Genomic DNA, 20,502 nt, shown 5'->3' on the forward strand with positions numbered 1-20,502 from the left:
GCGAGGCGCCGCGGCCCGCCTCAGACCGCCTGTTTCAGGCTGGCCTGGATGAAGGGATCGAGGTCGCCGTCCAGCACTTTCTGCGTGTTGGAGATTTCCACGTTGGTGCGCAGGTCCTTGATGCGGCTCTGGTCCAGGACGTAGGAGCGGATCTGGTGGCCCCAACCCACGTCGGTCTTGGAGTCTTCCAGTTTCTGCTGTTCCGCCATGCGGTTGCGCATTTCCAGCTCGTACAGGCGCGATTTCAGCATCTGCATGGCTTCGGCCCGGTTGCGGTGCTGCGAGCGGTCGTTCTGGCACTGCACGACGATGCCGGTCGGGTTGTGCGTGATCCGCACCGCCGAATCGGTCTTGTTGATGTGCTGGCCGCCGGCGCCGCTGGCGCGGTACGTATCGATACGCAGGTCTGCCGGATTGACCTCGACTTCGAAGGAATCGTCCACTTCCGGGTAGACGAAGACGCTGGCGAAGGAGGTGTGGCGGCCGCCCGAGGAGTCGAACGGGCTCTTGCGCACCAGGCGGTGCACGCCGGTTTCGGTGCGCAGGTAGCCGAAGGCATATTCGCCCTCGATCTTGATGGTGGCCGACTTGATGCCCGCCACTTCGCCTTCCGATTCTTCCAGGACTTCGGTCTTGAAACCCTTGCGCTCGCAATACTTCAGATACTGGCGCAGCAGCATCGACGCCCAGTCCTGCGCCTCCGTGCCGCCGGCGCCGGCCTGGATATCCAGGAAGCAGTTCAGCGGGTCGGCGGGATTGGAGAACATGCGCCGGAATTCCAGCCCTTCCAGCTTTTGCTGGAAGCCGTCGGCGTCGAGCTCGATGGATTCGAGGGTGGCATCGTCGTTATCGGCCGCCGCCAGCTCGAACAGCTCGCGCGCGTCCGCCAGGCCCCCGCCCAGTTCGGTCAGGGTGCCGACGACGTCTTCCAGGCTTTTCTTCTCGCGGCCCAGGTCCTGGGCGTGCTTGGGGTCGTTCCAGACGTCGGGACTTTCCAGCTCGGCGTTTACGACCTGAAGGCGCTCATCTTTGGCATCGTAGTCAAAGATACCTCCGTAGAGCCTGTTCGCGCTCGGCGTAGTCGGCGAGTCGGGCGGCGAGCTGGTTCTGACGTTCGGCTTCCATGGCAATCCTAAGGCTGTCTTAATGACGAAACCTGCCATTTTAGCCTGCCTTGGCAGGGCCCGGGGCAGGGGCGGCAGGCGCAAGCGGGCGGGGAGCTTCGAATTTGTCGAATACCCCTTTGGCAACTGGCTATTCCACGTCCCGACCGTAGTCCATAGCATTCAGCCACCTGCATTTATCAAGGTGGCTCCATGACGCTCCCGCTCGACGGCATTACGGTCCTTTCCCTCGAACATGCCATCGCGGCGCCGTTCTGTACCCGGCAATTGGCGGACCTGGGGGCACGCGTCATCAAGGTGGAGCGGCCGGGCAGCGGGGACTTCGCCCGCGCTTATGACCAGCGTGTCCTTGGACAGTCCTCGCATTTCGTCTGGGTCAACCGTTCCAAGGAAAGCCTGGCGCTGGACCTGAAACACCCGGCCGCCGCCGAGGTGATGGCGCGACTGGTCGGGCAGGCCGACGTCCTGGTGCAGAACCTGGCGCCGGGCGCCGCGGCACGCATGGGCCTGGACGCCGAGCGGCTGTTGCGGAAGCACCCGAGGCTGATCGTTTGCGATATCTCCGGATACGGCGAGGACGGACCGTACCGGGACAAGAAGGCCTATGACCTGCTCATCCAGAGCGAGGCGGGATTCCTGTCGGTGACCGGCACGGGCGAGGAGCCGGCCAAGTCCGGCAATTCCATCGCGGATATCGCTGCCGGCATGTATGCCTATACCAACATCCTGGCGGCCCTGATGCAGCGGCAGCGCACGGGGAAGGGGTCGCATATCGACGTCTCGATGCTGGAATCGCTGGCGGAATGGATGGGCTTTCCCATGTACTACGCCTTCGATGGCGCCGTTCCTCCACAGCGCAACGGCGCCTCCCACGCGACGATCTTTCCGTACGGGCCCTTCGCGGCCGGCGACGGCGGCAAGGTGATGCTGGGCATCCAGAACGAGCGAGAGTGGCAGGCCTTCTGCGAAATCGTGTTGCGGGCGCCCGCCATCCACGAGGATGAACGCTTCCAGGGCAACGCACGCAGGCACGCCAACCGGGTCGTCCTGCAGGGCCTTATCGACGATATTTTCCGCACGCTCACCGCGGATGAACTGGTTCGGCGCCTGGACGAGGCGCGCATCGCCAACGCGCGGGTCAACGACATGGCCGGCTTGTGGGCCCATCCCCAGCTGCGGGCGCGCGACCGCTGGCGCGATGTCGATACGCCGGCCGGCGTGATCCCGGCGCTGCTGCCGCCGGGCAGGCAAAGCGCCTTCTCGCCGCGCATGGGGGCCATACCATCGGTCGGACAGCATACGAAGGCCATCCTCGCGGAACTCGGCATGGACGCCGACGCGCTGGAGCCGGTAGGGGCCGGGGCGGCTCGCTGATAACGCGGAACGGAAGTCCCCCCCGAGCCCACGCACGGGTCCACCGCACGGGTCCACACCACGAAGCTACATCACACAATCACACCATGACAGGAGACAAACCCATGATAATCAAACGGTTCACGGCGGCCATGGTTGCCGTTCTCGCGCTGGGCGCCGGCGCGGCGCACGCGGACTGGCCGGAGCGCCCGGTAACCATCGTCGTCCCGTTCGCGGCCGGCCAGACCGGCGACATGATCGCGCGGATGGTGGGCAAGGAACTGGAGACCCGGTTCGGGAAGGCGTTCATCGTCGAAAACCGCCCGGGCAGCGGCGGCCGCATCGGCACGACGTACGCCGCGCGCGCCAAGCCGGACGGGTACACCCTGCTGATGACCAGCACGGGCCCCTATGCCATTACGCCCGCGCTCTATCCCAACGACACCAAGTACGACCCATTGAAGGACTTCGTCGGCATCGCGGAGACGGCGTCCACGCCACAAGTCATCGCCGTCTCGAACGCGTCCGGCATCGCCAGCTTTTCCGACCTGGTCAAGCGGGCCAAGGCCAAGGATCTTTCCTACGGCTCGGCCGGGAACGGCTCGCTGCAACACCTGACCATGGAGCTGCTGAAAAAGGAAATAGGCTTTCCCATGGTGCACGTGCCGTTCAAGGGCAGCGCCGAATCGAAGACGGCCCTCATCGCCAACACCCTGGAAGTGACGTCCGATTCCCTGCCGCCCCTGCTCACCAGCATCAAGGCGAACCAGATCAAGGCAGTTGCCGTGGTCGACAATAAGCGTTCCGCCTATATTCCGGACGTGCCGACCTTGGGCGAGCTGGGCTATCCGAAGCTGAGCGCCGTCGCGTTCTTCGGGCTGGTGGCGCCGCAGGGGACGCCCAGGGAAGTCGTGCAGGCGATCAACCGGGAGGTCATTGCGATGTTCAAGACGCCCGCGTTCCAGGAACAGATGCAGGCCCAGGCGCTGACCGCGCCGACGGAACGCACGCCGGAGCAGTTTTCGGCCTATCTGGCGGAAGAAGTCGGGCGTTGGAAAAAAGTCGTCGAACAAGCCAATGTCACTGTCGATTGAAGGAGCGCTCCATGGTTAGAGAAGTCCAGGCAAGCCAAATTACCGATACCGTTGCGCGTCTGTGCATAGACGCCTGTCATCTGCTTCCCGACAACCTGATCCAGGGTTTCCAGGACGCCGCCGCGAAGGAGGTGTCGCCGCTGGGCAAGTCGGTCTTGCTCAAGTTGCTCGACAACGACAAGATCGCCCGCGAAAACAAGGTTTCCTACTGTCATGACACGGGCCTGACCATCGTTTTCATCGAGCTGGGCCAGGACGTGCACGTCAGCGGCGGCGCTTTCGAGGCCGCCGTGCAGGCGGGCGTGCGCAAGGGATACGCCGAAGGGTTCATGCGCAAGTCCGTGGTGTCCGATCCCCTGCTGCGCGTCAACAGCAACGACAATACGCCGGCCGTCGTGCACACCGAAATCGTTCCGGGCAGCGAAATCCATATCACCGTGCTGCCCAAGGGCGGCGGCAGCGAGAACTGGAGCACCATGAAGTTCCTGCTTCCCGGCGAAGGCGCCGAGGGAGTGAAGAAATTCGTGCTGTCCGCCATCGAGGCGGCCGGCGGCGCGGCCTGTCCCCCGCTGACGGTGGGCGTCGGCATCGGCGGCAGTTTCGACAAGGTCACTGCCATCGCGAAGCAGGCCATCCTGCGCGACATCGGGGACCATCATCCCGCGCCCCACATCGCCCAGCTCGAACGCGAGTTGCTGGACCTCATCAACAGCACCGGCATAGGCCCCCAAGGGTACGGCGGTTCGACCACGGCGCTTTGGGTCGCGGTGGAGACGTATGCCTGCCACATCACCGCGCTGCCGGTCGCGGTCAACATCCAGTGCCACGCCAGCCGGCGTGCCAGCGCCACCATCTGAGCCCGAGGTATTGCCATGGCAGTCCATCATCTGCAAACCCTGCTCGACGACGAGGCCGTGCTGCGCCTGAACGTGGGCGACGAGGTCTATCTGTCCGGCGTCATCCTCATGGCCCGCGATGCCGCGCACAAGCGGTTCGTCGACACGCTGGCGGCCGGCCAACCCCTGCCCGTGGACCTCAAGGACCAGGTCCTGTTCTATGGCGGCCCGGGACCGACCAAGCCGGGCCACGCAATCGGGGTTGTCGCCCCGACGTCCGCGTATCGCATGGATCCCTATGCCACCGTGCTGTTCGACCATGGCGCGCGAGGCGCCATTGGCAAGGGGCCGCGCGGCGCGGCCATCCGTGCTTCCTGCCAGAAGAATCGCGCCGTCTGTTTTTCGGCGATCGGAGGGATATCGGCCACCTTGTTCGCGTGCATCCGTTCGGCGGAGGTCATCGCCTACGAGGACCTGAAGACCGAGGCGGTGCAGCGGCTCGTGATCGACAAGTTTCCCTTGCTCGTGACGAATGACGCCCACGGCCGCGATATGTACGCGGAAGAGGTCGAGAAGTACCGGACCCAGCTGCGGAAGGCGTGACCGTGCCCCGCGCTGCTTCCTATCTGTTCGTGCCGGGCAATCGGCCGGAGCGGTACGCCAAGGCGCTGTCCTGCGGCGCGGATGCCGTCATCGTCGATCTCGAGGACGCCGTGCCGCCCGCTGCCAAGGCGGCGGCGCGGGACGAGCTCCGGCAATGGCTGCGCGGCGCGAACGCGCGCGTCATCGTGCGCGTGAATGCCGCGGAAACGTCCTGGTTCGCGGACGATCTCGCGGCCTGCGCCAGTCCTAACGTGGCGGCCATCATGCTGCCCAAGGCGGACAACCCGGGCGACCTGGCAGCCTGCGCGCGCGTAGCGCCGCACGCGCGCCTGCTGCCCCTGGTCGAGACGGCGGCGGGTTTCGACGCGCTGCGTTCGCTGGTCACGGTCCCGGGCGTCGAACGCATCGTCTTCGGCTCCATCGATTTCCAGCTTGACCTGGGCATATCCGGGGAAGGCGAGGAACTGCTGTTCTTTCGATCGCAATTGGTGCTGGCCTCCCGCCTGGGCGGATTGGCCGCGCCGGTGGATGGCGTCAGCACGGAAATCCAGGATGCCGGCATCGTGCAGGCCGATGCCGCCAAGGCAAGACGCCTGGGATTTGGCGCCAAGCTGTGCATACACCCGTCGCAGGTGGCGCCGGTGAATGCCGCCTTCAGGCCCACGGCGCAGGAGGTGGAGTGGGCCAGGCGCGTGCTCGATGCCTCGGCCAGGGCCGAGGGGGCGGCGGCGGTCGTGGATGGAAAAATGATCGACCTGCCGGTGGTCCTGCGTGCGCGTGCCATACTTGAGCAGGAGACATGACATCGCCATGATCCCGTTCTTGCCTGGACCCCATGCTTCCCGACCTCGATTCCATCGCACTCTTCGTAAAAGCCGCTGAGTTACGCAGCCTGACGCGCGCGGCCGCGGCGTCCTCGATGGGCCTGGCGGCGGCAAGCCGTCGCATCTCCCTGCTGGAGCACCGCCTGAGGTGCTCCTTGTTCGACCGGTCGCACAAAGGCGTCGAACTGACGCCGGCCGGCGTGACCCTGTTGCACCATGCCAGGCAGCTTCTGATCCAGGTGAACCAGATGCAGGCGGACCTGGATGAGCACGGGTCGGGCCGTCGCGGCGCCCTGCGGGTGCAGGCCAACACCTCCGCGATGGCGCAGTACCTTCCGGCGGATCTTGCAAGCTTCCACATCGACCACCCTGACGTGAACCTCACGGTCAAGGAGCGCTGGAGCGACCAGATCGTGCAGGCCTTGCTGCTGGGCGAGGCGGACGTCGGCATCATCAATCGCGGCGGTTCCCTGGAGGGACTGGAGTGCCATCCCTATCGCCGGGACCATCTCTGTGCCGTCATGCCGCGCGAGCACCCGTTGACCCGGCATGACGATGTGTGGTTCGAGCAGGTCCTCGATTATCCCTTGGTGGGCCTGGAGTCGGGCGCATCGTTGATGGACCTGCTGGCCGCCCAGGCCGGCCTCGCCGAGAAGGCGCTGAAGCTGCGCGTGCAGGTGCAGGGCTTCGAGGCCGTGTGCCGGATGATAGAGGCGGGCATGGGCATAGGCGTCCTGCCCAAGCATGCGGCCGAGGCATATCTGCCTGGCATGGGCCTGGATATTCGCGTTCTCAACGATAAATGGGCGAGCCGGCAAATGCTGGTGTGCACCGCTCGCGGAAGGGAGAAATCGGAGCCCCTGGTCAGGCTGGTGCGGGCGCTGTCGTACGCGTTTGGCGACGAGGCCTGACGCCGTCGCGCGTGGCCGCGCGCCCGCGTCCTGCCCGGCCGATTGCCTGCGGATTTGCAACAGTGCGTCCGCGCCGGACCTGTGCGCGGCCGGCGGCCGGTGCTAAATTCGCCTGGCAAGCAGAAAAGCGCCTTCCCCAGGGCGCAGGGAAACTGCCCGTCGCGGCGGTTCGTTCGTGAGAGTTTCATAAAAGAGAAAAGAGAGGAGACGCTATGGAGAACGTTGCTGCACCGGGGCAGACCCCGGCTTCCGTGAGCACGGAAGATCAGCTATATCGCAAGGTGACACTGCGGCTTGTGCCGTTCCTGGTGCTTTGCTACGTGGTGGCCTACCTGGACCGGGTCAATGTCGGGTTCGCCAAATTGCAGATGCTGTCGGACCTGAAATTCAGCGATACGGTCTACGGCTTGGGCGCGGGGATATTCTTCCTGGGTTATTTCGTGTTCGAAGTGCCCAGCAACATTATTCTGCATAGGGTGGGGGCACGCATATGGATTGCCCGCATCATGATCACCTGGGGCATTATTTCGTCGGCGATGATCTTCGTGACCACGCCGGGGATGTTCTATACCTTGCGTTTCCTGCTGGGCCTGGCCGAGGCGGGCTTCTTCCCGGGGATCATTCTTTATCTCACCTATTGGTTCCCCCATGCCCGACGCGGGCGCATCACCACGTTCTTCATGACGGCGGTGCCGCTGTCTGGCCTGATCGGCGGCCCCATCTCCGGCTGGATCATGCACACCTTCCACGGGGATCACGGCATGGCGGGCTGGCAGTGGCTGTTCCTGCTCGAAGGCATTCCGTCCGTGATCATCGGCGTGATCGTGCTGCTGTGGCTGGACGATCGCATCAGCCACGCCAAATGGCTGTCCGATAGCGAAAAGGCGGTGTTGACGCGCAATATCGAGGCCGAGGAAAGGGCCAAGGAAGACCCTCCCATACGCGCGGCAATGACCAAGCCGCGGGTGTGGGCCATGGCCAGTATCTATTTTTCCTTCGTCATGGGCCTGTACGGCGTCGGGTTCTGGATGCCGACGCTGATCAGCAACACCGGTGTCAAGGATCCCCTGGCCATCGGGCTGTTGACCGCGGTGCCCAACCTGTTCGCGGTGGTGGGCATGATCCTGATCTCGCGCAGTTCGGACCGCAAGCGCGAGCGGCGCTGGCACCTGGCGGTACCGGCCTTGATCGGTTCGATCGGCCTGGTGGGGTCGGCGGTGTGGTCTGGCAATACCTGGCTGGCCATCGTGTCCCTGACGCTGGCGAATATCGGCATCTGCACCGTGCTGCCGCTGTTCTGGAGCCTGCCGACGGCCGTGCTGGGCGGCACCGCGGCAGCGGCGGCCATCGCGCTGATCAATTCGGTGAGCAACCTGGCCGGCTTCATCAGCCCGTATCTGGTGGGCTGGCTGAAGGACGCCACGGGCTCGACCAGCAGCGGCATTTATGTGCTGGCCGCCTGCCTGTGCGTTGGTGCGCTGGTGGCGCTGGCGCAGCCGGCCCGGCTGGTGAATCGCTGAACGGCGCGGCCTGGCCCGGCCCGCCGCCATCCAGCGGGCCGCCGGTCAGGACGCGTGTTCGATGACCAGTTGCACCGAAACCATGCCGTTCCAGATGTTCTGCTCCAGGCGGTAGACCACGTCCACCGTGTCGGGCAGCAGTTCGGCATGGCCGAACCAGATGGCCTCGAAGCGCTGCTGGCCCCGTACAAGCGATAGCTTCAGGTGCTTCTCGCCCAGCAGCCGCTGGCTGCGCACCTGGAAGGTGTCGAGGAACAGGGGCGCGGCGAAGCCGGCGCCCCAGACCTGTTGCTGCAGCAGGCCGGCGACCTCGGCATTGGCATAACCCGATTCCAGCGACCCGTCGGTCTCGATGACCGGTTCGAAACTGTCGCGGCCGGTCAGTTCGCGCACGGCGGCATCGAAGGCGGGGCCAAAGCGCGCCAGGCCGTCACGGCCCAGCGTGAGGCCGGCCGCCATGGCGTGGCCGCCGAACTTGCGTATCAGGCCGGGATGGCGCTTGGACACCAGGTCCAGCGCATCGCGCAGATGGACGTCGGGAATGGAGCGACCGGAGCCCCGCAGTTCGTCGTCGCCGGCGGGCGCGAATGCGAGGGTCGGGCGCCAGTATTTTTCCTTGAGGCGCGAGGCGACCAGGCCGACCACGCCCTGGTGCCAGCTGTCGTCATAGACGCAAACCGTGGCGCCCACCACGTCCGCGCTGGTCTCCAGCGAGGCCAGCGCCTGTTCACGCATGGTGGTTTCGATGCTGCGGCGCTCGCGATTGATGGTGTCGAGCTGGCGGGCAATGTCCAGGGCCTCGCCTTCGTCGTCGGTCGTCAGGCAGGCAATGCCCAGGCTCATGTCCGCCAGCCGCCCGGCGGCATTGATACGCGGCCCCAAGGCGAAGCCAAGGTCGAAGCTGCTGGCGTTGCGCGGTTCGCGCGCGGCTACGGCGAACAGGGCGCGCAGGCCGGCCTGCATGCGGCCCGCACGCATGCGCTGCAACCCCTGCGTGACCAGCAGGCGATTGTTGGCATCCAGCTTGACCACGTCGGCCACCGTGCCCAGCGCCACCAGGTCGGACAGCGCATCCAGGCGCGGGCCGCCGTCGGCCGCGAAGACGCCGCGCCGGCGCAATTCCGCCCGCAGGCCCAGCATCAGGTAGAAGATGACACCCACGCCGGCCAGGTTCTTGGACGGGAAGCCGCAGCCGGGCTGGTTGGGATTGACGATGGCCAGGGCGTCCGGCAACAGGTCGCCTGGCAGGTGATGGTCCGTGATGACGACGTCCATGCCGGCGGCGTTGGCGGCCGCCACGCCGTCGACGCTGGCGATGCCGTTGTCCACGGTCACCAGCATGTCGGGCTTGCCGGACGGATGCCGGCAGGCCAGCTCGACGACCGCCGGCGACAGGCCATAACCGGTTTCGAAACGATTGGGCACCAGGAAATCCACCGTGGCGCCCATCATGCGCAGGGCGCGCAAGCCCACCGCGCAGGCAGTGGCGCCGTCGCAGTCGTAGTCGGCCACGATAAGCATGCGACGGCCTTGCTGGATCGCATCGGCGAGCACGCGGGCGGCGTGTTCGCACTGGGTCAGGCCGGCGGGCGGAAGCAGGGCGGGCCAGCCCAGGCGGATGTCCTCGGGTTGCGTGACGCCGCGCGCCGCCCACAGACGGGCCAGCAGCGGATGGATGCCCGCGGCTTCCAACACGCGGGTGATTTGAAAATCGGCGGGACGTACGGTCAGGCGCGGGGGGACCACCAGGCGCTCCAGTTCTTTGCGGATGAAGGCAGCCAGGCCAGCAGGCGGCTGCGCGGTTTCAGGGTGAGGTCGACGCGACGGTCGCGGCCGAGCAGCAGGATGTCGGTCGGCCCGGCAGGCATGCCGCGGGCGTCGGACAGGGGCTTGAGGACGCGGGCGTCCAGTTGCTGCAAGGCCTGCAGCCAGGTGCCCCAGTCTTCGGCGGCGTAGGCGGGCAAGAGGTCCTCGACGACCTGGACGGGGGGCGCCGACGCGGCGGCCGGCGGGGTCCAGGGCGCGGCGCCGCCATACAGCCACAGCGTATTGACCGGCGGCAAGCCGCGGTCGGCGCGGCTTTGGTTGACGGGATGATCGTGCCAGACCATCTGGATTTCATTCATGAGGCGGCGCCATGGGCGCACGGCGGCATCCTGGTTCCACCAGCCGGCCAGCGACTGTCCGCCCACGGCGGCGGGGCTGGCGGTGCGCGGACGCAGGTCCGCCGGCAGGCGCATGCGCCAGCGTCCGGGCGCCAAGGGGAGGGCGTCGAAATCCGTGCCGGCGAACAGGGGCCGCGCGCTTTCATGCAGCGCGGCGTCTTCCTCGGCGCTCAGGGACAGGGCTTCCAACGGCAACAGGTTGGCGCTTTCGGTGCTGAGGGCGACATGGGCCAGGTCGGCGATCCACACGGCGTCCGGGGGGGCGAAGGACGGGACGGCTATCCGGGACGCAGGGGACGCGGCCTGTCCGGCGGCCCGGGGCGCGTCGACCGTGGCTTGCGCCAGCAGCGGCCCCAGGCCTGCGCCTATCTGCTGGCCCGGCGCCGGCTGAAAACCGGCGCGCGCCAGTTGCCAGGCCTCATAGGGCGTACAGCCGGCGTCATGCGGGTCGAAATCGGCGGCGCGGGCCTCGGCGGCCCGCAGCCAGGCATGCAGGGTGGGCGCGGTGGCGGGCAGCCGTTTGGCCAGTTCATCGGCGATGGGCGGGCTGGCCGGCAGGGCGCCAGGTAGGACGATAAGCATGGCGGGATTGTAGTGCGTGGCGCGCCCGGCCGGCCGCGGTGGCGGTATCCGGGATGGGGCGCGCCTTCCTGCCCGCTTCCCGCGCAAGGCTTCATCACGCGCCTCACATATATTTGCAATCGAGGGCGGGCGGGGGGTGGCGGCGCCGCGCCGTAATAGCCATAATGCGCGGGTGCTGAAAATACCCTACGAATTTTGGATCGGCGCCCGCTATGCGGGCATGGCCCGTATCACCAAGCGTCGCGGCCGCCGCGATCGTTTCATCTCGTTCATCGCCGCCAGCTCGATGGCGGGCATCGCGCTGGGCGTGGCGGCGCTGATCGTCGTCCTGTCGGTCATGAACGGCTTCCAGAAAGAAGTACGCGACCGCATGTTGTCGGTCTTGCCGCACATCGAGCTCTATGTGCCCGGGGCGGATGCCGACCGCGTGCTGGGCCAGTGGCAGCAGATCGCCGAGGCCGCCGAGCGCAACAAGGAGGTCCGGGCGGCCGCGCCCTTCGTCGCGGCCCAGGGCATGATCGTGCGCGGGCAGAGCCTGCACGGCGTGCAGGTGCGCGGCATCGAGCCGGGCATCGAAGGCAAGGTCTCGGATATTCCGAAGCAGATGGTGGCCGGCAACCTGGACGATCTGAAGCCCGGCTCCTTCGGCGTGGTGCTGGGGCGCGATCTCGCCGGCAGCATGGGCCTGGTGGTGGGCGATACCGTGCTGATGCTGGCACCGCAGGCGTCCGTGAGCCCGGCCGGCTTCGCGCCGCGCATGCGGCAATTCACGGTGGTGGGGATATTCTCTTCCGGCCACTATGAATATGATTCTTCCCTGGCTTTCGTCGACAACCAGGATGCGGCGCGGGTCTTCCGCGATACCGGCGTGGCGGGCGTGCGGCTGCGCATCGCCGACATGCAGCAGGCGCCGCAGGTCGCGGCCGAGTTGCAGCAAAGCCTGCCGCGCTACATCAGCGCCAGCGACTGGACGCGCAACAACCGCACGTGGTTCGCCGCCGTGCAGACGGAAAAGCGCATGATGTTCCTGATCCTGGCCTTGATCGTGGCGGTGGCGGCCTTCAACCTGCTGTCCTCGCTGGTGATGGCCGTGAAGGACAAGCAGTCGGACATCGCCATCCTGCGCACGCTGGGCGCGAGCCCGGGCGAGGTGGCGCGCATCTTCCTGGTGCAGGGCGCCTTGATCGGGGTGGTGGGCACCGTGGTCGGCGTGCTGGGGGGTATGCTGCTGGCCTATAACATCGACGTCATCGTGCCTTTCATCGAACGCCTGTTCGGCGTGCACTTCCTGCCGCGCCAGGTCTATTTCATCAGCGAATTGCCGTCCGACCCACAGTCGGCGGACATCATCAGCATTGGCGTGACCTCGCTGGTGCTGTCGCTGCTGGCCACGCTTTACCCCAGCTGGCGCGCCTCGCGCCTGCAACCCGCGCAGGTGCTGCGACATGACTGATTACGCCCTGCACGCCGAAGACATCGTCAAGTATTACGACGACGGAGCAACCCGGGTCGATGTGCTGCGCGGCGTCAGCCTGAGCATCGAACGCGGCGAAATGCTGGCCATCGTGGGCGCGTCGGGTTCCGGCAAGAGCACCTTGCTGCATATCCTGGGGCTGTTGGACATGCCCACCACCGGCACCGTGACCGTCGATGGCGTGGCTGCGACGGGCCTGAGCGAATCCGCCAAGAGCAACCTGCGTAACCGTAGCCTGGGTTTCGTCTACCAGTTCCATCATCTGCTACCGGAATTTTCCGCGGTCGACAACGTGGCGATGCCCCTGATCGTGCGCCGCGTGAACCGGGACAAGGCGCGCGCCGCCGCCGAGGAAGTGCTGGGACAGGTGGGGTTGGCCGCGCGGGCCACCCATTATCCCGGGCAGTTGTCGGGGGGCGAGCGCCAGCGCGTCGCCCTGGCGCGCGCCCTGGTCACGCGGCCGGCCTGCGTGCTGGCCGATGAACCGACCGGGAACCTGGATCGCGGTACCGCGCACAATATGTTCGAGCTGCTCACTCGCGTGAACAAGGAGTCGGGTACGGCGTTTGCCATCGTCACGCACGACCGCGAATTGGCCGGACTTGCCGACCGCCAACTGGCCATGGAAAACGGGCGGCTGGTCTGATCGCTGGAGGGGGCGATCGCCCCCTGTCTTCCGGAGCTGCCATGCTGATCGACACGCACTGTCACCTGGATGCCGCCGAGTTCGACGCCGACCGTGAGCATGTGGTCGCCGATGCCATGGCGGCCGGCGTGCGCGGGATCGTCATCCCGGCCATCGCCCGCTTCAATTTCGAGACCGTGCGCGACCTGGCCCATGCCGTGCCCGGTGGCGTCTATGCGTTGGGCATCCATCCCCTGTACGTGGAGAGTGCCTGGGACGATGACCTGGCGGCCTTGCGGGGGGCGGTGGAACAGGCCATGGCCGATCCGCGCTTCGTGGCGATAGGCGAGATCGGGCTGGATTTCTTCGTCAAGGACATTGCATCCGGGGCCGCGCGCGAAAAGCAGGAACGCTACTACGCGGCACAACTGGATCTTGCCGCCGAATTCAACTTGCCCGTGCTGCTGCACGTGCGGCGCTCGCAGGACATCATTCTCAAATACCTGCGCCAGCACAAGGGCCTGACCGGCATTGCCCACGCATTCAACGGCAGCGAGCAACAGGCCCGGGGCTTCGCCGACCTTGGATACGCCTTGGGAATCGGCGGCGCCATGACCTTCGAGCGCGCCTTGCAGATACGCCGCCATGCGAAGGACCTGGGCTTGGAGCACCTGGTCCTGGAAACCGATGCGCCGGACATTCCGCCGGCCTGGCTGCACGCGCCGAATCGCCGCAATACGCCGGCGCAGGTGGCTGGCGTCGCGCGCGCGCTGGCGGATTTGCGCGGCGGTGAGGCGGCCGCGGTGATTGCCGGTACGGCCGCGACGGCCATGCGTGTGTTGCCCCGGCTGGCGCATGCGTTGGGGTAAATGTCCTGTCTTGCCTGGATTCAGTAGTTACTTATTGACAATCACCGTGGATAACGGCGTTTGGTGGAAACAACTATTCCACCACCTAGGGTTAATCCGGACTGGCGTCGGGCGCAGAATGGGTCCAACCGGTTCAGCGTAGGCGCTTGCGCGGCAGGCGGCCCTTCAGACCGGGGTTACGGACCAGGAGAACTGCCATGAAGAAGACCCTCGCGACTTCGTTGATTCTGTCGTTTGCATTGATCGGCGCCGCCCAGGCCACACCGCGTGGCGATACCGATAACGAACCCTTCCAAGGCACCTACGGACAATCCGATGCCCGGCCGGAGGGTAGCGTGCCGGTAGCCCAGAGCGACGTGCAGCAACTGCCCGCGGATCAGGAAAGCCAGACGGTGATGGGCGATCCGGACAACATGCCTTTCCAAGGCAGCTGATGGCCCAGGCGACGGAGCGGACAGGTAAGGCGGTCCGCCGCACGCTCGCCCTCTCAAGGGTGGCTCCGTGACGCAAGAAACGGGGCCACTTTTTATTTTGGTGCTTTGTGGGCGTTTGTCATCTATTGGTAGTGAATATGGAATAGTGATTTCGTCATATCAGGGTTTATCCCTAGGTTTGTCCGGCGCAGAATGCAGTTCATCGGGAACAGCAACAGACCCCCGGAATGAGCCGGCCCGGTCTGCTTCCCACGTCAAGGACTAGGAGAACTGCCATGAAGACGATCGCTACCTCGCTGATTATTTCGTTTGCCCTGATCGGCGCCGCCCAAGCCGGTACGCCCCGGGGTGACGTTGACAACGTGCCCTTCCAAGGTACCTACGGCCAGGCCGGCAGCTCGGTGAGCCGCGCCCAGGTCCAGGCTGAACTGCAACAAGCCAAGGCCGAAGGCCTGGTTGTCCGTGGCGACCTGGACAACGCGCCGTTCACCGCCCAGGCGGAGTCGACCGTGTCGCGCGCCCAAGTGGCTGCTGAAGTGGCGAAGACGCCCGGCGCCACCGCGTTCGGCGACTTGAACAACGTGCCTTTCCAAGGCTGATAGACCCCCCCTCCACCTTGGTCCCCCCTCGCCAAGGTGGCCCCCAGCGAGAGGTGGGGGAGTATCAGGAAGTCCTCTCGGCGAAGGTGATCGGCCCCGTTTCTACGGGGCCGATTTTTTTTATCGCCGGGCCTCCCCGGGTAAAGCGGCCTGCTCGGGGGGACTGCGCGCGTCCCCGTCGATGGCACGCATTGCAAGCGTGCGCGCGCGCCCATGGCGCGTGACCGTTATGGCACGGTCGCCATCCTTGCCTCCGCCGCCTGGCTAGGATGGGGGCTTTGGGGGAGGCGCATGCGGGGCCGCGCGATAGTGCTGACGTGGGTGGCCGCGACAGCGGGTGTGCAGATGTTCGCCGACTTGCCCGGCGGGCTGGCGCGCGTCGGCCTTGCCTTGGCGGCCCTGGCGTTGATCGTGGCTGGCCACCTAGGACACCGTCTCGGGCGCTGTCCCGGGCGCTGTCTTGTCGGCTCGCCGGCGAGCGACGTGGCCGTCAGGGCGACCACCGGCGGCGGCACGGTCCGGTTACGGGAAATGGCGCGCACGCTGGGCTATTGCCTGGCGGCGGCCTGCCTGGCGGTCGCTAATGCGTCCGAGCGCGCCGCGTGGCGGATCAACGACGCCTTGCCGGAGAGGCACGACAACGAGGTCTCCCGCGTCCTATTGCGCGTGACAGGCCTGCCCGCCCAAGGGGAGGACCATGTTCGATTCGACGCGGATGTCCTGCACGCCGTACCCGGCCCCGTGCCCGCGACAATACGCGTCGATTGGTGGCGGCATGGACGGGATGCGCCGCTGCCCGTGCTGGCGCCTGGGCAAGTCTGGCATACCGCATTGCTGCTGCGGCGCCCCCATGCCGCGCTCAATCCCCATGCTGCCGACGGCTCGGCGCGCCTGTTCCACGATGGCGTGCGGGCGCTCGCATCGGTACGCGGACAACCGCGCCTGGTGCCGGCACGCATGGGCGTGTCCGCCCTCGTGGACCGGGCGCGCTACGCGTTGAGGACACGGTTGTCCTCGACCTTGGGCGCCTGGCGCTATGGCGGCGTGGTCATCGCCCTGGCCTTGGGCGACCAGGCCGCGATCCACGCGGTGGATTGGGCCATTTTCAACGCCACCGGCGTCACGCATCTGGTCTCCATCAGCGGCCTGCATGTCAGCCTGGTGGCAGGGCTGGCCGGATTGGGCTGGGCCTGGTGCTGGCGCCGGCTGCGCTGGCGTGGCGTGGCCGCGGCCGAGCGGGCGCCGGCCCAGGTGGCGGGCGGCGTGGTGGCCTTGGCCGTGGCGGCGGTCTATTGCGCGCTGGCGGGATGGGGGCTGCCGGCGCAGCGGACATTCTTCATGCTCGCGGTCGCGCTAGGCGCGTGGCTGCTGCGGCTGCCCTTGTCTCCAGGACGGGTATGGGTCCTGGCGGCTGGCGTGGTCACGCTGGTCGATCCCTGGGCGCCGCTCGCGGCGGGATTCTGGCTGTCCTTCGGGGCCGTGGCCGTGTTGATGGCGTGCGGCGCGCGCGGCACGCGGCGACCCGTGGCGGATGCCGGCGCAACGGGCCTGCAAGGCGCGCTGCGCCGGCAGGGCGCGCGCCTGATGGCCGCCAGCCGGCTGCAACTGACGATCAATATCGCGCTGGCGCCCGTCCTGGCCGTGCTCACGCAACAGCTGTCCGTGGCGGCGCCGCTGGCCAATGCCTTCGCGATTCCCGTCATCAGCCTGGTGGCCACGCCGCTGGCGCTGCTGGCCGCGGCCTTGCACGCCTTGCCGGCGTGTTGCGAGTGGCAGTCCGGTGCCCAATGGGTGGCCTGGGCGGCGCATTGCGTCATCGCGTCGACGATGGCGCCGTTGGCATGGCTGGCGGACCAGGACTGGGCGGTGCGGTCGCTGGCGGCGCCGCCTTGGGGCCTTGTGGCATTGGCGCTCGCCGGTACCGCCTGGGCGCTGATGGTGGCCGGCTGGCCGGCACGCCGCTGGGGCTGGCTGCTGCTCGTGCCGGCCCTGGCGTGGCGGCCAGATCGCCCCGCGCCCGGCGCCTGGAGCATGACGGTGCTGGATGTTGGGCAGGGTGGGGCGGCGGTGGTGCGCACGGCGCGGCATACCCTGCTGTTCGATGCCGGCCCCTTGTCACGCAGCGGCAGCGACGCGGGGACGCGGGTGGTGTGGCCTTACCTGCGCGCGGAAGGCATCGCACGGCTGGACACGCTGGTGCTGTCGCACGGCGACCTTGACCACGCGGGTGGCGTGCGCGGCGTGCTGCAAGGCGTGGTGGTTGCCGATACGTACGCATCCTTCAATTTGCCGGCACGGTTGCGCGCGGGGGCCTACCGCAATGGCGAGAGACGGGGCAGGCTGGCGCCGGGGCCCAGGCCCCGGCCGGATTCGGATCCGGCTGCGGATCCGGATCCTGCGGGGGCGGCTTCGGGGGCGGATGCCGATGCGGCGGAAGACGGCGCCGCTGCGGCGAGGCTGGGCGTATTCAGGCGCTGCCAGGCCGGCCAGGCCTGGACCGTGGATGGCGTGCGCTTCGATTTCCTGCATCCGCCCTTGCCTGGGCACGCCGCCGGGCGCCGTGCCGGCCGCAGCAATGAAAACGGTTGCGTGCTGCGGATACGCGGACGGTATCACTCCGCCTTGCTGCCGGGCGATATCGGCGTGGACCAGGAAGACGCGCTGGCGGGCACGCTGGGGCGCATCGATGTCGTGCTGGCGCCGCATCATGGTTCGGCCACCTCGTCGGGCGAGGCCTTGGTGCGGGCCGCGGCGGCCACGCAACTCATCGTCCAGGCGGGATACCGGAACCGCTTCGGCCATCCGGCGGCGCGGGTCTTGAGCCGTTGGCAGCGGGCGGGGACGGATATCTGGCGGACCGACCTGGACGGGGCGGTACGGGTCGATTCCGGCGGAGCGGGCCTGCATGTGCGCGCCATGCGCGATGAGCGGGCGCGTTATTGGCATGGACGCTGACGCTGCTGGGGCCGGTGCCGCCGTCCTGGCATAACATAGGGCAGCGACGCGCACCGCCGGCGGCCGTTGTCCGCCCCTTGCCTGCCGGTGGCCCGTTATCCCATTTCCCCCAGGAGCTCCCCGATGTCGTCTCCCCGTCTCGATTTCGTGACCTGCGCCAGCCCCGCCGGCCTGCATCGCATGGCGTATTGGGAATGGGGCGATCCGGACAACGACAAGGTCCTGGTCTGCGTGCACGGACTGACCCGCACCGGCAGGGATTTCGACACGCTGGCGCGCCGCATGGCCGGCGAGTATCGCGTGGTCTGCCCCGACGTGGCCGGCCGCGGCGCCTCGGACTGGCTCGCCAATCCGGCGTTCTATACCGTGCCCCAGTACGTGGCGGACATGGTGACGCTGCTGGCGCGGCTGCGGCCGGCGACGCTGCATTGGGTCGGCACCTCGATGGGCGGTCTCATCGGCATGGCGCTGGGCGGCTCGGCGGTGCTGTCCGCCAGGTTGCGCGCGGCCGGCGCCGGTCGCCCGGCGGGCGGGCCGGCCTTGCCCGGCGGCGGCTGGCATATCGGCAAGATGGTGCTCAACGACGTCGGGCCGCGGCTACAGCCCGCCGCGCTGGCGCGTATCGGCGAATACGTCGGCGCGCCGGTCGACGTGGCGGATTTCGATGCCGCGGTGGCGTATGTCCAGGACGTGTCGGGGGCGTTCGGCCCGCACAGCGATGCGCAATGGCGCGAACTGGCGCAGCACGTTTTCGTCGAGCGCAATGGCCGTTGGAGCAAGCACTATGACCTGAGGCTGTCCGCCCCCTTCGCGGTGCAGGACGAGGCAGCCTTGGCGGCCGGCGAGCAATTCCTGTGGCAGGCCTACGAGGCGCTCGACTGCCCGCTGCTGGTCCTGCGGGGAGAACGGTCCGACCTGTTGACGCCGGAGACGGTGGCGGAAATGTGCCGGCGCAATCCGCGCGCCCGCGCGATCGACGTCCCGGGGGTCGGGCATGCCCCCACGCTGATGGCGGACAGCCAGATCGCGCCGGTGGCCCATTTCCTGCTGGAGGAGCAAGGCGCCGACGGCCTACAATAGATCCATGACCCTATCCCGCTATTCCAACGTCGATCTGCATTGCCATTCCCGCGTCTCCGACGGCGTGCTGTCGCCGCGCGACGTGGCGGCGCGCGCCTACGCAAACGGCGTGGACATGTGGGCGCTGACCGATCATGACGAAGTGGGCGGGCTGGCCGAGGCCGGCGCGTCGGCGGCCGAACTGGGCCTGCGCTTCATCACCGGGGTGGAGATTTCCGTGACCTGGGCGGGGCAGACGGTGCACATCGTCGGGCTGGGGTTCGACCCCGGTAATGCCGCACTGGTGGAAGGCCTGCGCGCCACCCGTGCCGGGCGCGCCGACCGGGCCCGCAAGATCGGGGACCGCCTGGCGGACATGGGCATGCCGGGCGCCTTCGAAGGCGCCTTGCCGTTCGCCGGCAATCCGGAGCTCATCAGCCGCACCCACTTCGCCCGTTATCTGGTCGAGGCGGGGTATTGCCCGGATGTGCAGACGGTCTTCAATAAATACCTGGGGGACGACTGCCCCGGACAAGTGGCCATCCAGTGGGCGACCCTGGCCCAGGCGGTTGGCTGGATCATGGGCGCCGGCGGTCGGGCGGTCATCGCGCATCCCGGCCGCTACAAGTACACCGCGCTGCAGTTCGACGCCTTGTTCGACGAGTTCCTGGCGCTGGGCGGCGTGGGTATCGAGGTCAACACGGGCAGCCATACCGCGGACGAGGCGCGCCGCTATGCGGACGTGGCCCGCCGGCGGGGTTTCCTGGCCTCCTGCGGATCGGATTTCCACAGTCCGCAGGAAAGCCGGCTGGACCTGGGACAGTTGCCGCCGCTGCCTCCGGACCTGCGCACGGTCTGGCATGACTGGGAATGACGGTTCTAGCGCGATGAACAAAGCTTTCGTGAAAGAGTCCGACCAGGACGATGACGAGGATATTCCGCAGGCGCAGGCCTTGCCGCCCGGCACGCGCAACTACATTACGCCGCAGGGCTATGCCCGGCTGCGCGACGAACTGACGCACCTGATGACCGTCGAGCGGCCCGCCGTGGTGCAGGTGGTGTCCTGGGCCGCGTCCAACGGGGACCGTTCGGAGAACGGCGACTACCTGTACGGGAAAAAGCGCCTGCGCGAAATCGACCGCCGCATGCGCTTCCTGACCCGGCGGCTGGATATCGCCGAGGTGGTGGACCCGGCCACCCAGCCCAATCGCGACCAGGTTTTCTTCGGCGCCACCGTGCTCTACCTGGACAAGGCGGGCGACGAGCACGAGGTCTCCATCGTCGGCGTCGACGAGGCGGAGCCCCTGGCCGGCAAGATCAGCTGGATCTCCCCGGTGGCCCGGGCCCTGATCAAGGCGCGCGAAGGCGATACCGTGACCTTGCGCACCCCGGGCGGGGTGGAGACGCTGGAAATCCTGGAAGTCCGGTATCCGTAGCGGGTCATGGGGCGGAGTGGGCGCCAGGAGCGGTTAAAA

At 67.4% G+C, this 20,502-nt stretch carries 19 protein-coding genes; 16 read left to right on the plus strand and 3 right to left on the minus strand.

The annotated features are described in order from the left end of the window. Nucleotides 1-20: 20 nt before the first annotated feature. A protein-coding gene (gene prfB, locus C7R54_RS08110) for a peptide chain release factor 2 (RefSeq protein ID WP_129149696.1) occupies nucleotides 21-1,125 on the minus strand; the annotation gives its coding sequence in 2 pieces (ribosomal slippage) (nucleotides 21-1,043 and nucleotides 1,045-1,125; 1,104 coding nt in all). A 191-nt stretch (nucleotides 1,126-1,316) separates the two neighbouring features. Between prfB and C7R54_RS08115 the strand changes: the two genes are divergently transcribed. The 7 genes from C7R54_RS08115 to C7R54_RS08145 all read left to right on the plus strand — a co-directional run bounded on the left by C7R54_RS08115 (nucleotide 1,317) and on the right by C7R54_RS08145 (nucleotide 8,265). After that, entirely contained in the window at nucleotides 1,317-2,498 is a 1,182-nt protein-coding gene (locus C7R54_RS08115; RefSeq protein ID WP_129149697.1) for a CaiB/BaiF CoA transferase family protein, read from the plus strand. A 104-nt stretch (nucleotides 2,499-2,602) separates the two neighbouring features. Continuing rightward, on the plus strand, nucleotides 2,603-3,571 hold the full coding sequence (locus tag C7R54_RS08120) for a Bug family tripartite tricarboxylate transporter substrate binding protein (protein WP_129149698.1): 969 nt from the start codon (nucleotides 2,603-2,605) through the stop codon (nucleotides 3,569-3,571). A gap of 11 nt (nucleotides 3,572-3,582) precedes the next feature. Beyond that, on the plus strand, nucleotides 3,583-4,428 hold the full coding sequence (locus C7R54_RS08125) for a fumarate hydratase (RefSeq protein WP_129149699.1): 846 nt from the start codon (nucleotides 3,583-3,585) through the stop codon (nucleotides 4,426-4,428). 15 nt (nucleotides 4,429-4,443) lie between these two features. Next, a complete protein-coding gene (locus C7R54_RS08130) occupies nucleotides 4,444-5,010 on the plus strand; it encodes a fumarate hydratase C-terminal domain-containing protein (protein ID WP_129149700.1) in 567 nt (188 codons plus the stop codon). Further along, a complete protein-coding gene (locus C7R54_RS08135) occupies nucleotides 5,007-5,813 on the plus strand; it encodes an HpcH/HpaI aldolase/citrate lyase family protein (RefSeq protein WP_129149701.1) in 807 nt (268 codons plus the stop codon). Before C7R54_RS08130 ends, C7R54_RS08135 begins: the two co-directional genes overlap by 4 nt. Nucleotides 5,814-5,845: 32 nt before the next feature. Beyond that, nucleotides 5,846-6,745 carry a LysR substrate-binding domain-containing protein gene (locus C7R54_RS08140; RefSeq protein WP_129149702.1) on the plus strand — a complete coding sequence of 300 codons (900 nt, stop codon included), beginning with the start codon at nucleotides 5,846-5,848 and terminating at the stop codon, nucleotides 6,743-6,745. Between the two features lie 212 nt (nucleotides 6,746-6,957). Then, nucleotides 6,958-8,265, plus strand: coding sequence for an MFS transporter (locus tag C7R54_RS08145; protein WP_129149703.1), 1,308 nt, complete (start codon nucleotides 6,958-6,960; stop codon nucleotides 8,263-8,265). 45 nt (nucleotides 8,266-8,310) lie between these two features. On the opposite strand, the gene recJ is transcribed toward C7R54_RS08145, so the two are convergent. After that, complete coding sequence (recJ, locus tag C7R54_RS08150) at nucleotides 8,311-10,011, minus strand: single-stranded-DNA-specific exonuclease RecJ (protein WP_129149704.1); 1,701 nt, start codon at nucleotides 10,009-10,011, stop codon at nucleotides 8,311-8,313. Next, nucleotides 9,993-11,012: a hypothetical protein gene (locus C7R54_RS08155; RefSeq protein ID WP_129149705.1), complete on the minus strand. Its 1,020-nt coding sequence runs from the start codon at nucleotides 11,010-11,012 to the stop codon at nucleotides 9,993-9,995. The genes recJ and C7R54_RS08155 overlap by 19 nt, the downstream gene beginning before the upstream one ends. Before the next feature lie 220 nt (nucleotides 11,013-11,232). On the opposite strand from C7R54_RS08155, the gene C7R54_RS08160 reads away from it, so the two are divergent. The 9 genes from C7R54_RS08160 to greB all read left to right on the plus strand — a co-directional run bounded on the left by C7R54_RS08160 (nucleotide 11,233) and on the right by greB (nucleotide 20,463). After that, entirely contained in the window at nucleotides 11,233-12,465 is a 1,233-nt protein-coding gene (locus C7R54_RS08160) for a lipoprotein-releasing ABC transporter permease subunit (protein ID WP_240039433.1), read from the plus strand. Further along, on the plus strand, nucleotides 12,458-13,132 hold the full coding sequence (locus C7R54_RS08165; RefSeq protein ID WP_129149707.1) for an ABC transporter ATP-binding protein: 675 nt from the start codon (nucleotides 12,458-12,460) through the stop codon (nucleotides 13,130-13,132). The genes C7R54_RS08160 and C7R54_RS08165 overlap by 8 nt, the downstream gene beginning before the upstream one ends. A 41-nt stretch (nucleotides 13,133-13,173) precedes the next feature. Continuing rightward, the gene (locus C7R54_RS08170) at nucleotides 13,174-13,980 is read left to right on the plus strand and encodes a TatD family hydrolase (protein ID WP_129149708.1); all 807 of its coding nucleotides are present in this window, start codon (nucleotides 13,174-13,176) and stop codon (nucleotides 13,978-13,980) included. A 197-nt stretch (nucleotides 13,981-14,177) separates the two neighbouring features. Beyond that, a complete protein-coding gene (locus C7R54_RS08175; protein WP_129149709.1) occupies nucleotides 14,178-14,414 on the plus strand; it encodes a hypothetical protein in 237 nt (78 codons plus the stop codon). 275 nt (nucleotides 14,415-14,689) lie between these two features. Then, entirely contained in the window at nucleotides 14,690-15,013 is a 324-nt protein-coding gene (locus C7R54_RS08180) for a DUF4148 domain-containing protein (RefSeq protein WP_158021173.1), read from the plus strand. A gap of 291 nt (nucleotides 15,014-15,304) precedes the next feature. After that, the gene (locus C7R54_RS08185; RefSeq protein ID WP_192903618.1) at nucleotides 15,305-17,968 is read left to right on the plus strand and encodes a DNA internalization-related competence protein ComEC/Rec2; all 2,664 of its coding nucleotides are present in this window, start codon (nucleotides 15,305-15,307) and stop codon (nucleotides 17,966-17,968) included. Between the two features lie 123 nt (nucleotides 17,969-18,091). Further along, nucleotides 18,092-19,048 (plus strand): alpha/beta fold hydrolase, encoded by a 957-nt coding sequence (locus tag C7R54_RS08190; protein ID WP_129149712.1) that lies wholly within the window; start codon nucleotides 18,092-18,094, stop codon nucleotides 19,046-19,048. A gap of 4 nt (nucleotides 19,049-19,052) precedes the next feature. Next, on the plus strand, nucleotides 19,053-19,901 hold the full coding sequence (locus C7R54_RS08195) for a 3',5'-nucleoside bisphosphate phosphatase (RefSeq protein WP_129149713.1): 849 nt from the start codon (nucleotides 19,053-19,055) through the stop codon (nucleotides 19,899-19,901). A 13-nt stretch (nucleotides 19,902-19,914) separates the two neighbouring features. Next, entirely contained in the window at nucleotides 19,915-20,463 is a 549-nt protein-coding gene (greB, locus tag C7R54_RS08200; RefSeq protein ID WP_129149714.1) for a transcription elongation factor GreB, read from the plus strand. Nucleotides 20,464-20,502: the final 39 nt, after the last annotated feature.

It is taken from the genome of Achromobacter aloeverae (genome assembly GCF_004121055.1).
In the GTDB taxonomy this organism is placed as follows: Bacteria; Pseudomonadota; Gammaproteobacteria; order Burkholderiales; family Burkholderiaceae_B; genus Bordetella_C; species Bordetella_C aloeverae.

What these genes read in the sequence shown, in the direction of transcription:
- C7R54_RS08170 (WP_129149708.1), top strand. Translation starts at nt 13,174, where the DNA reads ATGCTGATCGACACGCACTGTCACCTGGATGCCGCCGAGTTCGACGCC.
- C7R54_RS08145 (WP_129149703.1), top strand. Translation starts at nt 6,958, where the DNA reads ATGGAGAACGTTGCTGCACCGGGGCAGACCCCGGCTTCCGTGAGCACG.
- C7R54_RS08180 (WP_158021173.1), top strand. Translation starts at nt 14,690, where the DNA reads ATGAAGACGATCGCTACCTCGCTGATTATTTCGTTTGCCCTGATCGGC.
- C7R54_RS08130 (WP_129149700.1), top strand. Translation starts at nt 4,444, where the DNA reads ATGGCAGTCCATCATCTGCAAACCCTGCTCGACGACGAGGCCGTGCTG.
- C7R54_RS08195 (WP_129149713.1), top strand. Translation starts at nt 19,053, where the DNA reads ATGACCCTATCCCGCTATTCCAACGTCGATCTGCATTGCCATTCCCGC.
- C7R54_RS08115 (WP_129149697.1), top strand. Translation starts at nt 1,317, where the DNA reads ATGACGCTCCCGCTCGACGGCATTACGGTCCTTTCCCTCGAACATGCC.
- C7R54_RS08125 (WP_129149699.1), top strand. Translation starts at nt 3,583, where the DNA reads ATGGTTAGAGAAGTCCAGGCAAGCCAAATTACCGATACCGTTGCGCGT.
- C7R54_RS08185 (WP_192903618.1), top strand. Translation starts at nt 15,305, where the DNA reads ATGCGGGGCCGCGCGATAGTGCTGACGTGGGTGGCCGCGACAGCGGGT.
- C7R54_RS08140 (WP_129149702.1), top strand. Translation starts at nt 5,846, where the DNA reads ATGCTTCCCGACCTCGATTCCATCGCACTCTTCGTAAAAGCCGCTGAG.
- C7R54_RS08155 (WP_129149705.1), bottom strand. Translation starts at nt 11,012, where the DNA reads ATGCTTATCGTCCTACCTGGCGCCCTGCCGGCCAGCCCGCCCATCGCC.
- C7R54_RS08190 (WP_129149712.1), top strand. Translation starts at nt 18,092, where the DNA reads ATGTCGTCTCCCCGTCTCGATTTCGTGACCTGCGCCAGCCCCGCCGGC.
- C7R54_RS08165 (WP_129149707.1), top strand. Translation starts at nt 12,458, where the DNA reads ATGACTGATTACGCCCTGCACGCCGAAGACATCGTCAAGTATTACGAC.
- C7R54_RS08160 (WP_240039433.1), top strand. Translation starts at nt 11,233, where the DNA reads ATGGCCCGTATCACCAAGCGTCGCGGCCGCCGCGATCGTTTCATCTCG.
- greB (WP_129149714.1), top strand. Translation starts at nt 19,915, where the DNA reads ATGAACAAAGCTTTCGTGAAAGAGTCCGACCAGGACGATGACGAGGAT.
- C7R54_RS08120 (WP_129149698.1), top strand. Translation starts at nt 2,603, where the DNA reads ATGATAATCAAACGGTTCACGGCGGCCATGGTTGCCGTTCTCGCGCTG.
- C7R54_RS08175 (WP_129149709.1), top strand. Translation starts at nt 14,178, where the DNA reads ATGAAGAAGACCCTCGCGACTTCGTTGATTCTGTCGTTTGCATTGATC.